The following is a 12787-nucleotide window of genomic DNA, read 5'->3' as shown; positions in this document are numbered from 1 at the left end:
ATATCCATGCTCGCTTCGATCACCGCCTTCGCCATCACCTCGGCAGCCCGTCTGCTGACCGGTGCGCGCGCCCTCTGGCTGGGCTGCACCGCCCAACCGGTGCAACGGCTGTACTACGCCAACCACAGCAGCCACGGCGACTTCGTGCTGCTGTGGGCCTCGCTGCCACCGGAGCTGCGCCGACGCACCCGGCCGGTGGCCGGCTCCGACTACTGGATGAACGGCGACCTACGCCGCTTCCTGATCCGCGACGTCTTCAACGGCGTGCTGGTCGACCGCGACCGCAGCGATCCGAATGCCAATCCGCTGCAGCCGATGCTCGACGCCCTGGAGCAGGGCGACTCGCTGATCATCTTCCCGGAGGGCACGCGCAACCTTACCGATGAGCAGCTACTGCCGTTCAAGAGCGGCCTGTTCCACCTGGCCCAGGCGCGCCCCGAAGTGGAACTGGTGCCGGTGTGGATCGCCAACCTCAACCGGGTGATGCCCAAGGGCAGGGCGCTGCCATTGCCGTTGCTGTGCACCCTGAGCTTCGGCGCGCCGCTGGAGCGCCTCGACGGCGAGGACAAGACCGCCTTCCTCGAACGCGCACGCAACGCCCTGCTGGCCCTGTCCCCGGAGATCGTCTGACATGGATCGCAATACCATCCTGCTGTTCGCCGGCATAGGCGTCGTCCTGCTGCTGGCTACCCTGATCGCCCGCTACCTGCGCCGTCGCGCCGGCGATGGGCAGAATGCGGTGATCGACAACCTCAATGCGCGTATCGATGCCTGGTGGGCCATGGTGCTGGTGATCGGCATCGCCTTCCTGTTTGGCAACAACGGCGTGATCCTGCTGTTCTACTTCGTATCCTTCTACGCCCTGCGCGAATTCCTCACTCTGACGCCGACGCGGCGCAGCGACTACCCGGCGCTGGTGGCAGCCTTCTACTTCGCACTGCCGATGCAGTACCTGCTGATCGCCCTGGATTGGTACGGCCTGTTCGCCATCTTCATCCCGGTCTACCTGTTCCTTCTGCTGCCGATCCTCGCCTCACTGGGTGGCGATACCACGCGCTTCCTCGAGCGCGCCTCGGAAGTGCAGTGGGGGATGATGATCGCGGTGTACTGCGTGTCCGCCGTGCCGGCGCTGCTGACCCTGGACATTCCCGGCTACGAGGGGCGCAACCTGCTGCTGATCGCCTGGCTTATCATCGTCGTACAGCTGTCGGACGTGCTGCAGTACGTCTGCGGCAAGCTGGCCGGCAAACGCAAGATCGCGCCCAAGCTGTCGCCATCCAAGACCGTCGAGGGCTTTGTCGGTGGTGTTGCCCTGGCCAGCCTGGTTGGCGCCTCGCTGTTCTGGATCACCCCGTTCAGCTTCTGGCAGGCGGCGCTGATGGCCCTGACCGTGAACCTGCTGGGCTTTGCCGGTGGCCTGGTGATGTCGGCGATCAAGCGCGACCGTGGCGTGAAGGACTGGGGCCACATGATCGAAGGCCATGGAGGCATGCTCGACCGCATGGACTCGGTGTGCTTCGCCGCGCCGATCTTCTTCCACTTCGTGCGCTACTGGTGGGCCTGAGGCCCACCTTTGCGCAGGCAACAAAAAATGGCCGGGATCCATTTTTGACGTCGCCTCCGGCGACGGCCCGCAGGGTTGTCGCCATGGATGGCAGACAACAAAAAACCCGCCGAGGCGGGTTCTTTATGACCTTCCGACATCCTGTCGTTTGCCATCCTGGCGCGGTCTGTCTTCCTTGACCCGGGACATCCAATTCCCGGCAGGTGTGTGTAGATTAGCCAGGCAGGCCGGATGGCAACAGAGCAGCATTCCGCCTCGGCGTGTAAGCCATTGGCTATTCGACTCACAGCAGGAATCTACCGCTAAACAAAAACCCCGGCGCTGAGGCCGGGGTTTTCATTTACAGCGACTACCGTGTAATCAGAAGTCCAGGTTCGACACCGCCAGAGCGTTGCTCTCGATGAAGTCGCGGCGCGGCTCCACGGCATCGCCCATCAGCGTGTTGAAGATCTGGTCGGCAGCGATGGCGTCCTCGATGGTCACCTTGAGCATGCGGCGCACGGTCGGATCCATGGTGGTTTCCCACAGTTGCTCCGGGTTCATCTCGCCGAGTCCCTTATAGCGTTGGATGCTATGGCGCTTGGTGCTCTCGACCTTCAGCCACTCGAACGCGTCCTTGAAGGTGGTGACCGCCTTCTTGCGCTCGCCGCGCTGCACGTAGGCTCCTTCTTCCAGCAGGCTATTAAGCTGGTCGCCCAGAGCGGTGACCGACTTGTAGTCGTTGCTGGCGAAGAAATCGCGGTTGAAGGTGATGTAGCTGGACAGACCGTGGGCCAGTACTTCCACCTCGGGCAGCCACAGGTGCCGCTCGCGATCCTCGCGCAGGCTGGCGGTGTAGGTCTGGCCGGATTTCTCGGCCGCTTTCAGACGTGCCTGGAAGGCCTCCAGCCAGCCCTGCATGGCAGCCTGGTCGGCCAACTGCTCAACCGATACGCGTGGCAGGTAGACCATATGCTCGGTGATGTCCTGCGGGTAGACGCGGGACAGGCGGCAGAGGGTCTTGATCACCGCACGATAGTCGTTGACCAGTTGCTCCAGTGCAGCACCGGAAATCCCAGGAGCATTCTCGTTGACGTGCAGGCTGGCATCCTCGAGAGCCGACTGGGTCATGTACTCGTCCATGGCCTCGTCGTCCTTGATGTACTGCTCCTGCTTGCCCTTCTTCACCTTGTACAGTGGCGGCTGGGCGATATAGATGTAGCCACGCTCGACCAGCTCCGGCAGCTGACGGAAGAAGAAGGTCAGCAGCAGGGTGCGGATGTGCGAGCCGTCGACGTCGGCGTCGGTCATGATGATGATGTTGTGGTAGCGCAGCTTGTCGATGTTGTACTCGTCGCGACCGATACCGCAGCCGAGGGCAGTAATCAGCGTGCCGACTTCCTGGGAGGAAATCATGCGGTCGAAACGGGCGCGTTCGACGTTGAGGATCTTGCCCTTGAGCGGCAAGATCGCCTGGGTCTTGCGGTTACGGCCCTGCTTGGCAGAACCGCCCGCGGAGTCACCCTCCACGATGTAGAGCTCGGACAGCGCCGGGTCTTTTTCCTGGCAGTCGGCCAGCTTACCGGGCAGACCGGCGATATCCAGCGCGCCCTTGCGACGGGTCATCTCACGCGCCTTGCGCGCCGCTTCACGAGCACGGGCGGCGTCGATCATCTTGCCGACCACGGCCTTGGCTTCGTTGGGGTTCTCCAGCAGGAAGTCGGAGAAGTACTTGCCCATCTCCTGTTCCACCGCGGTTTTCACTTCGGAGGAGACCAACTTGTCCTTGGTCTGCGAGCTGAACTTCGGATCCGGCACCTTGACCGAGATGATCGCAGTCAGGCCTTCACGGGCGTCGTCACCAGTGGTGGCAACCTTGAACTTCTTCGCCAGACCTTCGCTTTCGATGTAGTTGTTCAGGTGGCGGGTGAGGGCAGAGCGGAAGCCCGCCAGGTGGGTGCCACCGTCACGCTGCGGAATGTTGTTGGTGAAGCACAGCAGGTTCTCGTTGAAGCTGTCATTCCACTGCAGGGCGACTTCCACACCGACGCCGTCTTCCTCGCGCTGGATGTTGAAGTGGAACACCTGGTTGACGATGGTCTTATTGGTGTTCAGGTATTCGACGAATGCCTTCAGACCTCCCTCGTACTTGAACAGCTCTTCCTTGCCGCTGCGTTCATCCTTGAGCAGGATGCCGACACCGGAGTTGAGGAAAGATAGTTCGCGCAGGCGCTTGGCCAGGATGTCCCAGCTGAAATGGATGTTGTGGAAGGTTTCTTCCGACGGCTTGAAATGGATCTGCGTACCCGTGCCATCGCTGTCGCCAACCGGAGCCAGAGGAGCCTGCGGTACACCGTGGACGTAGGTCTGCTCCCAGATCTTGCCACTGCGGCGAATGGTCAGGACCAACTCTTTCGACAGGGCGTTGACCACGGAAACACCCACGCCGTGCAGGCCGCCGGATACCTTGTAGCTGTTGTCGTCGAACTTACCGCCGGCGTGCAGCACGGTCATGATGACCTCAGCTGCAGAGACGCCTTCTTCTTTGTGCATGTCCACCGGGATGCCACGACCGTTGTCGCGCACGGTGATGGACTCATCGGGATGGATGGTGATGCTGATGTCGCTGCAATAGCCGGCCAGCGCTTCGTCGATCGAGTTGTCGACCACTTCGAAGACCATGTGGTGCAGACCACTGCCGTCATCGGTGTCGCCGATGTACATGCCTGGCCGCTTGCGTACGGCATCCAGGCCCTTGAGGACCTTGATACTGTTGGAGTCGTACGTTTGGTTTTCGCTCATGCCTTCACTCCCGATGGTCGTGTCTGGGTGATACAGCCATGTTCCACGTGGAACATGGCGACCGGCGTGTCCGTGCGCCAGCCATCATTCAGTAATTCGTGATCGACACAGGTGATGAACACCTGACACTGCAAATCGTCCAGCAGTCGGCACAAGGCCTGTCGATGTTGCTCATCCAGCTCCGACGGCAGGTCGTCCACCAGATAGATGCATTGGCCCTGTTTGGCCTGGTTCAGCAGATGCCCTTGGGCGATGCGCAAGGCACAGACCACCAGCTTCTGCTGACCGCGGGACAGAATCTCCGCGGCATTGTGAGCCCCCAAACGCAGGCGCAGATCGGCGCGTTGCGGACCGGCCTGGGTGTGACCGAGCTGCTGATCGCGGGGCAGGGTAGAAGCCAGGACATCGGTCAGAGGCTTATCCTTGTCCCATCCCCGGTAATAGCTGAGGGACAACCCTTCCAGTTCCACCAGCTCGCTCAGCACCTGCTCGAACACCGGCTTCAGGGCCTGAATATAGGCCCGGCGATAGCCGTCCAACTCATCGCTGGCCAGGCACAATTCACGGTCCCAGGCCGCTTGCGACGCGGCGTCCAGTGTACCATGCCGCAGCCATGAGTTCCGCTGCCGCAGGGCCTTCTGCAGGCGCTGCCAGGCTGGCAGAAAGCGTTGTTCCACGTGGAACACTCCCCAATCGAGGAACTGTCGGCGCACCTTGGGCGCACCTTCCAGCAAGCGGAAGCTGTCCGGGTTGATCACTTGCAGCGGCAAAAGCTCAGCCAGTTGCGCCGTGCTGCGAGCGTTCTGCCCATCGATACGAATCTGCAGCTCGCCCTGACGGTCGCGGGAAATGCCGAGGTTGCTCTGCATGCCCTCCGGCCGCTGCACCTGGCCGAATACGGTACAGGTGGGTTGCTCGTACTGAATCATCGGCAGCAGCTTGTTGCTGCGGAAGGAACGGGCGAGGCCGAGTAGGTGAATGGCTTCGAGCAGGCTGGTCTTGCCGCTGCCGTTGGCGCCATGAAGGATGTTGATGCGGGGGGAGGGGGAGAGCGTCACCGGGTGCAGGTTTCGCACCGCGGTGACGGTGACGCGGGAGAGGGACATTCAGTGGCGATTACAGACGCATCGGCATGACGACGTAAGACGAATCGTCGTTACCGGCTTCCTGCACCAGGGCGCTGCTGTTGGCATCGGAGAGAATCAGACGCACCTGCTCGGTGGTCATCACGCCCAGCACGTCGAGCAGGTAGCTGACGTTGAAACCGATCTCCAGGGAGCCGCCGTTGTAGTCGACTACCACTTCCTCTTCGGCCTCTTCCTGCTCCGGGTTGTTGGCCTGGATCTTCAGCAGGCCACTGGCAAGCTGCAGGCGAATGCCACGGTACTTCTCGTTGGACAGGATCGCGGTACGGCTGAAGGCTTCGCGCAGGGCCTGCCGATCACCCACTACCAGCTTGTCACCACCGCGCGGCAGTACACGTTCATAGTCCGGGAACTTGCCGTCCACCAACTTGGAGGTGAAGGTGAACTCGCCGGTGGTGGCACGAATGTGGTTCGCACCGAGGACAATGGAAACTTCGCCGTCCTGCTCGGTGAGCAGGCGAGCCAGCTCGAGGATGCCTTTGCGCGGCACGATGACCTGGTGCTTCTCGGTATGCTCGATGGCCGCTTCCATGGCGCACATAGCCAGGCGGTGGCCGTCGGTGGCGACGGCGCGCAGCACGCCAGTCTGCACTTCGATCAGCATACCGTTGAGGTAGTAGCGTACGTCCTGCTGGGCCATGGCGAAGCTGGTACGTTCGATCAGGCGACGCAGCTTGCTCTGCACCAGGCTGAAGGTCAGCGAACCCGGGCCTTCCTCGACGGTGGGGAAATCATTGGCCGGCAGGGTCGACAGGGTGAAACGGCTACGCCCGGCCTTGACCACCAGCTTCTGCTCGTCGACGCGGATATCGATCAACGCATCGCTCGGCAGGCTCTTGCAGATATCCATCAGCTTGCGCGCGGGGACGGTGATCTCGCCCGGCTCGGCGCTGTGTTCGAGAGTGACGCGACCAACCAGCTCGACTTCCAGGTCGGTGCCGGTCAGCGACAGCTGCTGGCCTTCCACTACCAGCAACACGTTCGACAGAACCGGCAGGGTCTGGCGGCGTTCGACGACGCCGGCGACCAGTTGCAGGGGTTTCAACAGGGCTTCGCGTTGAATGGTGAAATGCATGGTCTCGTCCCTTGCCTTGTGGGCTGCGTATCAGGTGGTCAGGGTGCGCAGCAGGTTCTTGTAGTCCTCGCGGATATCCGCGTCGGCTTCGCGCAATTCTGCAATCTTACGACAGGCGTGCAGCACTGTGGTGTGGTCTCTTCCGCCAAAAGCATCACCGATTTCCGGCAGGCTGTGGTTGGTCAGTTCCTTGGACAGCGCCATGGCCACCTGACGTGGCCGTGCCACAGAACGGGAGCGCCGCTTGGAGAGCAGATCGGCGATCTTGATCTTGTAATACTCGGCCACGGTGCGCTGGATATTGTCCACGCTCACCAGCTTGTCCTGCAGGGCCAGCAGATCCTTCAGCGACTCGCGGATCAGCTCGATGCTGATCGGCTGGTTGGTGAAGTGCGAGTGAGCGATCACCCGTTTCAGCGCGCCTTCCAACTCACGCACGTTGGAGCGGATACGCTGGGCAATGAAGAAGGCGGCGTCATGCGGCAGATCGACCTTGGTCTGCTCGGCCTTCTTCATCAGGATAGCGACGCGGGTCTCCAGTTCCGGCGGCTCGACCGCCACCGTCAGGCCCCAGCCGAAGCGCGACTTCAGGCGCTCTTCCAGGCCTTCGATTTCCTTCGGATAGCGGTCACTGGTGAGAATCACCTGTTGGCCGCCTTCGAGCAGGGCATTGAAGGTGTGGAAGAACTCCTCCTGGGAGCGCTCCTTCTTGGCGAAGAACTGGATATCGTCGATCAGCAGCGCGTCCACCGAACGGTAGAAACGCTTGAACTCGTTGATTGCGTTTAGCTGCAGTGCCTTGACCATGTCGGCGACGAAGCGCTCGGAGTGCAGGTACACGACCTTGGCGTTGGGGTTCTTCTTCAGCAGGTGGTTGCCCACCGCGTGCATCAGGTGGGTCTTGCCCAGGCCGACGCCGCCGTAGAGGAAAAGCGGGTTGTAGCCGTGCTTGAGGTTGTCCGCCACCTGCCAGGCCGCGGCGCGGGCCATCTGGTTGGACTTGCCCTCGACGAAGTTCTCGAAGGTGAAGGTGCGGTTCAGGTAGCTGGTGTGCTTGAGCGCACCTTCCACCTGCACGGTGCGCTCCGTCGGGCGACTGGGGGCAGGTGTCGGCGCGACAACGGCCAGCGGGTCGCTGCTCGGCGGCTCGTCAATCACCGTCACGGGAGTCGCAGCCACTGGCGCACTATTAATAGAAGGAGAGGGCGCCGGCGCCGCCATGCGCGGAGCGGCACTGCGCTTGCTGCCAATCAGCAGCGAGAGCGCCGGGGCCAGGCCATTGGCACGCTCGGCCAGTAGCTCAAGCAGGCGCACCATGTACTTCTCGTTGACCCAGTCGAGCACGAAGCGGTTGGGCGCATAGACGCGCAACTCGTCGCCAGCGGACTCCACCTGCAAGGGGCGAATCCAGGTATTGAATTGTTGGGCAGGCAACTCGTCGCGAAGCAGCTCCACACACTGCTGCCAAAGTTCTACGGACACTGATATCCCCTGGGATCGCTACGGTCGGCGAAGCTAAAAATCAGCCAGCATTGTAGCCCCGTAGCCCCCGAGTTATCCACACGAATCCGCGATTTCAACCGAGTAAAATCAAGGATTTATTTATGTTTCCAGTCTTCCCAGATGAATCCCTGAAAAGCTGTGGATAAAGGTAACTGGAGGCTGGGTAAAAGCCTGGGCGTAACACCGTGGAAAAGCCATCTGTGGGTAAAACAGCATTTCCTGCACAGGCCGTGCACCTGCTGCGAACATCCAGCGCACCGCTTGCCGACAGCCTTATCCTTCCCTGAAGGTCTTGCCGGACGTGCCCTGCAACGACTTCTCCACAGCCTGGAGGGCCTCTATTAAGTTCTATCAGTACAAGCTCTTTAAAGAATTTCTTTCCTTTTATCTTCTTTATACATTCCAGGCTGGTTGGAAATTGACCTGAGGCCTCGGTTTCACTAGAATCGCCGGTCTCTTTAAACGGGGGCCATTTCCGGCCCCTTCGAACCATCCAGGTAGATCACCATGAAACGCACTTTCCAACCCAGCACCCTCAAGCGCGCTCGCACCCATGGTTTCCGCGCTCGCATGGCCACCAAGAACGGCCGTGCCGTCCTGTCGCGTCGTCGCGCCAAGGGCCGCAAGCGTCTGACCGTCTGATAAACCGGAACGGATGGTGAGTCGAGACTTCAGTCGGGAAAAGCGCCTGCTAACCCCCCGGCACTTCAAGGCAGTTTTCGACTCACCGAGCGGCAAGGCACCTGGCAAGAACGTCCTGCTCCTCGCGCGTGCCAACGATCTCGACCATCCCCGCCTGGGGCTGGTGATCGGCAAGAAAAGCGTCAAGCTCTCCGTCGAGCGCAACCGTCTGAAACGCCTGATCCGGGACTCCTTCCGGCTCAACCAGGAGTTGCTGGCTGGTATGGACATTGTCGTGGTGGCACGCAAAGGCCTTGGCGATCTGGACAACCCGGAACTGCATCAGCAGTTCGGCAAACTCTGGAAACGCCTTGCCAAACAGCGTCCCGACGCCGCACCTCCCGGGGTAAGCGACAGCCCCCATGCGTAAACTGGCGATCCTTCCGATCCAGTTCTACCGCTACGCCATCAGCCCCTTGATGGCCAGTCACTGTCGCTTCTACCCCAGCTGCTCCTGCTACATGCAACAGGCCATCGAGACCCATGGCGTGTTGCATGGCGGTTGGCTCGGCCTGCGTCGCCTGGGCCGCTGCCACCCCTGGAATCCCGGTGGTTATGACCCGGTTCCGCCCCCTTCCTCCCCTTCGATGACCGAGTAATCCATGGATATCCAACGCTCGATCCTGCTCGTCGCCCTGGCCATCGTGTCCTACCTGATGGTTCTGCAGTGGAACGAGGACTACGGCCAGGCCGCCATTCCGGCCAGTGCCAGCGCTACCGTCAGCGGCAAACCCGCCACGGACCTGCCGGACGTTCCGACCAGCAATGCCGCGGACGACGTGCCGACCGCCAATGGCGAGGCCAACCCGCAGCTCGCCGCGCCGGCCGCAGTCAGTGACGAACTGATCCGCGTGAAGACCGATGTCCTGGAACTGGCCATCGATCCGAAGGGTGGCGATATCGTCCAGCTGACCCTGCCGAAGTACCCGCGTCGTCAGGATCATCCGGAAGTACCGTTCCAGCTGTTCGACAACGGCGGCGAGCGTACCTATCTGGCACAGAGCGGTCTGATCGGCAGCAACGCCCCGGACAAATCCAGCGGCCGTGCCCTGTGGAGCAGCGACAAGCGCAGCTATGAACTGGCCGAAGGTCAGGACCATCTGATGGTCGAGCTGAAGTACAGCGAAGCCGGCGTCAACTACGTCAAACGCTTCAGCTTCGAGCGCGGCCAATACGACCTGGGCGTCACCTACAAGGTCGACAACCAGAGTGGCCAGGCCTGGAGCGGCAACTTCTACGCCCAGCTGAAGCGCGACAACAGCGCCGACCCTTCGTCCACCACCGCCACCGGCACCGCCACCTATCTGGGCGCCGCCCTGTGGACCGCCGAAGAGCCTTACAAAAAGGTCAAGATGGGCGACATGGACGACAAGAACCTGCGCGAAACCGTGCAGGGTGGCTGGGTCGCCTGGCTGCAGCACTACTTTGTCACCGCCTGGGTCGCCGACAAAGACGACAGCAACAGCGTCCAGACCCGCAAGGACAGCCAGGGCAATTACATCATTGGCTTCACCGGCCCGCAGCTGAGTGTCGCCGCCGGTGCCAGCGCCGAAACCGGTGCCGTCCTGTATGCCGGTCCGAAGATCCAGGAACACCTGAAGCAGCTGTCCCCAGGCCTGGAACTGACCGTCGACTACGGCATCCTGTGGTTCATCGCCCAACCGATCTTCTGGCTGCTGGAACATATCCACAACCTGCTCGGTAACTGGGGGTGGTCGATCATCGTCCTGACCATCATCATCAAACTGGCGTTCTTCCCGCTATCCGCCGCCAGCTACCGCTCCATGGCCCGCATGCGCGCCGTGTCGCCGAAGCTGGCCGCGCTGAAGGAACAGCACGGCGACGATCGCCAGAAGATGTCCCAGGCGATGATGGAGCTGTACAAGAAGGAGAAGATCAACCCGCTCGGTGGCTGCCTGCCGATCCTGGTGCAGATGCCAGTGTTCCTGGCCCTCTATTGGGTACTGCTGGAAAGCGTCGAGATGCGTCAGGCCCCGTGGCTGGGCTGGATCACCGACCTGTCGATCAAGGATCCGTTCTTCCTGCTGCCGATCATCATGGGCGCCACCATGTTCATCCAGCAGCGTCTGAACCCGACGCCGCCGGACCCCATGCAGGCCAAGGTGATGAAGCTGATGCCGATCATCTTCACCTTCTTCTTCCTCTGGTTCCCTGCCGGTCTGGTGCTGTACTGGGTAGTCAACAACGTCCTGTCCATTGCCCAGCAGTGGTACATTACCCGCCAGATCGAGGCCGCGACGGCGAAAGCCTGAGTCCGCTGAAGCTGCACAAGACGCCCCCTCGTGGGGCGTTTTGCTATCCGCAAGATATCCACAGTCGAGAAACTGCAATGACCAGCGCTCGTGAAACCATCGCCGCCGTCGCCACCGCCCAGGGTCGCGGAGGAGTCGGCATAGTGCGGGTCTCCGGGCCGCAGGCGCGGGCCATAGGCATCAGCCTCGGCGATCTGCAGCCCAAGCCGCGCCACGCGCACTACGGTGCCTGGCACGACGGCGATGGCCAGGTGATCGACCAGGGCCTGCTGCTGTTCTTTCCCGGCCCACATTCCTTCACTGGTGAAGACGTGCTGGAACTACAGGGCCATGGCGGCCCGGTGGTGCTGGACATGCTGCTGCAGCGTTGCCTACAACTCGGCGCACGCCAAGCACGGCCCGGTGAATTCAGTGAGCGCGCCTTCCTCAACGACAAGCTCGACCTGGCGCAGGCCGAGGCCATCGCTGATCTGATCGAGGCCAGCTCGACCCAGGCTGCGCGCAATGCCCTGCGCTCGCTGCAGGGCGAGTTCTCTCGCCGGGTGCACGAGCTGACCGAGCGCCTGATCCAGCTGCGCATCTACGTGGAAGCCGCCATCGACTTCCCCGAGGAAGAGATCGACTTCCTCGCCGACGGCCATGTACTGAGCCAACTCGATGGTGTGCGCGACTACTTATCCACAGTCATTCGTGAAGCCGGCCAGGGTGCCCTGCTGCGCGACGGCATGAACGTGGTCATCGCCGGCCGGCCCAACGCTGGCAAGTCCAGCCTGCTCAACGCCCTGGCCGGGCGCGAGGCGGCCATCGTCACCGATATCGCCGGCACCACCCGCGACGTGCTGCGCGAACATATCCACATCGACGGCATGCCGCTGCACGTGGTGGACACCGCCGGCCTGCGCGACACCGATGACCAGGTCGAGCGTATCGGCGTGGAGCGTGCGCTCAAGGCCATCGGCGAGGCAGATCGAGTGCTGCTGGTAGTGGACTCCACTGCACCCGAGGCGGCCGATCCCTTTGCCCTGTGGCCGGAGTTCCTCGACAGCAGACCCGATCCGGCACGGGTCACCCTGATCCGCAACAAGGCTGACCTGTCCGCCGAGGCCGTTGCCCTGGAAACCAGCACGGATGGTCATGTGACCATCGCCCTGTCGGCCAAATCGACGGAAGGCCTGGACCTGCTACGCGAGCATCTGAAGGCCTGCATGGGCTTCGAACAGACCGCCGAGAGTGGCTTCAGCGCCCGCCGTCGCCACCTCGAAGCACTGCGCCAGGCCCAGGCCAGCCTCGAGCATGGACGTAACCAGCTGACCCTGATGGGCGCCGGCGAGCTGTTGGCCGAAGATCTGCGTCAGGCGCAACAGGCCTTGGGTGAAATCACCGGTGCCTTCAGCTCGGACGACCTGCTCGGACGCATCTTCTCCAGTTTCTGCATCGGCAAATAAGCCTCCTGAGCCCTGTGGAAAACAACGCCTGAGCCCAGTCGATAAGCCTGGTGATAAGGGGTTGGCAAAACCGTCTGTGTATAAAGTGCGTTTTCATCCACAGGTGTTCTCCAGCTTGCCCAGCGGATAGGGCCAGGAATGGCACAGCCTTATACATCGCTGCAGACCTTGGTATATGAAGGCTGTAGATATCTATCCACAGAAAAGCGCTTCTCCATACATAAACATAAAAACTAGGCTTTATAAGATTTCTCTCTTTTATTCTCTATTTTCCTGAAAGATCCCTGCCTGGCTATTTTTTGTGCAGAAGGCTTCATTCG

The 12787-nt window shown here is 61.5% G+C and carries 10 protein-coding genes and 1 pseudogene; 7 read left to right on the top strand and 4 right to left on the bottom strand.

What is annotated here, in order from left to right; translation table 11 throughout:
• Window positions 1-6: 6 nt before the first annotated feature.
• Together IB232_RS11910 and IB232_RS11905 are read left to right on the top strand one after the other, a co-directional pair.
• Window positions 7-630, top strand: coding sequence for a lysophospholipid acyltransferase family protein (locus IB232_RS11910; protein WP_192398849.1), 624 nt, complete (start codon window positions 7-9; stop codon window positions 628-630).
• A 1-nt stretch (window position 631) separates the two neighbouring features.
• Complete coding sequence (locus tag IB232_RS11905; RefSeq protein ID WP_192398848.1) at window positions 632-1564, top strand: phosphatidate cytidylyltransferase; 933 nt, start codon at window positions 632-634, stop codon at window positions 1562-1564.
• A gap of 360 nt (window positions 1565-1924) precedes the next feature.
• Here IB232_RS11905 and gyrB read toward each other — a convergent pair whose 3' ends face one another.
• The 4 genes and pseudogenes from gyrB to dnaA form a co-directional block, all read right to left on the bottom strand.
• Window positions 1925-4345, bottom strand: coding sequence for a DNA topoisomerase (ATP-hydrolyzing) subunit B (gene gyrB, locus IB232_RS11900; protein ID WP_192398847.1), 2421 nt, complete (start codon window positions 4343-4345; stop codon window positions 1925-1927).
• Between the two features lie 4 nt (window positions 4346-4349).
• Window positions 4350-5451 (bottom strand): annotated as a pseudogene (recF, locus tag IB232_RS11895) (DNA replication/repair protein RecF).
• 10 nt (window positions 5452-5461) lie between these two features.
• Window positions 5462-6565 carry a DNA polymerase III subunit beta gene (gene dnaN / locus IB232_RS11890; protein ID WP_137973921.1) on the bottom strand — a complete coding sequence of 368 codons (1104 nt, stop codon included), beginning with the start codon at window positions 6563-6565 and terminating at the stop codon, window positions 5462-5464.
• A gap of 30 nt (window positions 6566-6595) precedes the next feature.
• Entirely contained in the window at window positions 6596-8047 is a 1452-nt protein-coding gene (gene dnaA / locus IB232_RS11885) for a chromosomal replication initiator protein DnaA (RefSeq protein WP_192398845.1), read from the bottom strand.
• A gap of 528 nt (window positions 8048-8575) precedes the next feature.
• Between dnaA and rpmH the strand changes: the two genes are divergently transcribed.
• The 5 genes from rpmH (at window position 8576) to mnmE (ending at window position 12467) form a co-directional block, all read left to right on the top strand.
• Complete coding sequence (gene rpmH, locus IB232_RS11880) at window positions 8576-8710, top strand: 50S ribosomal protein L34 (protein WP_137973924.1); 135 nt, start codon at window positions 8576-8578, stop codon at window positions 8708-8710.
• A gap of 13 nt (window positions 8711-8723) precedes the next feature.
• On the top strand, window positions 8724-9119 hold the full coding sequence (rnpA, locus tag IB232_RS11875; protein ID WP_192398844.1) for a ribonuclease P protein component: 396 nt from the start codon (window positions 8724-8726) through the stop codon (window positions 9117-9119).
• Window positions 9112-9348, top strand: coding sequence for a membrane protein insertion efficiency factor YidD (gene yidD / locus IB232_RS11870; RefSeq protein ID WP_137973926.1), 237 nt, complete (start codon window positions 9112-9114; stop codon window positions 9346-9348). The genes rnpA and yidD overlap by 8 nt, the downstream gene beginning before the upstream one ends.
• A 3-nt stretch (window positions 9349-9351) precedes the next feature.
• Window positions 9352-11022 carry a membrane protein insertase YidC gene (gene yidC / locus IB232_RS11865; RefSeq protein ID WP_192398843.1) on the top strand — a complete coding sequence of 557 codons (1671 nt, stop codon included), beginning with the start codon at window positions 9352-9354 and terminating at the stop codon, window positions 11020-11022.
• A 77-nt stretch (window positions 11023-11099) separates the two neighbouring features.
• A complete protein-coding gene (gene mnmE, locus IB232_RS11860; RefSeq protein WP_192398842.1) occupies window positions 11100-12467 on the top strand; it encodes a tRNA uridine-5-carboxymethylaminomethyl(34) synthesis GTPase MnmE in 1368 nt (455 codons plus the stop codon).
• Window positions 12468-12787 lie beyond the last annotated feature (320 nt).

It is taken from the genome of Pseudomonas sp. PDM15, from assembly GCF_014851565.1.
GTDB lineage: Bacteria > Pseudomonadota > Gammaproteobacteria > Pseudomonadales > Pseudomonadaceae > Aquipseudomonas.
Note: the sequence above shows the minus strand (reverse complement) of the source record. Positions and strands in the feature narration are given on the sequence as shown.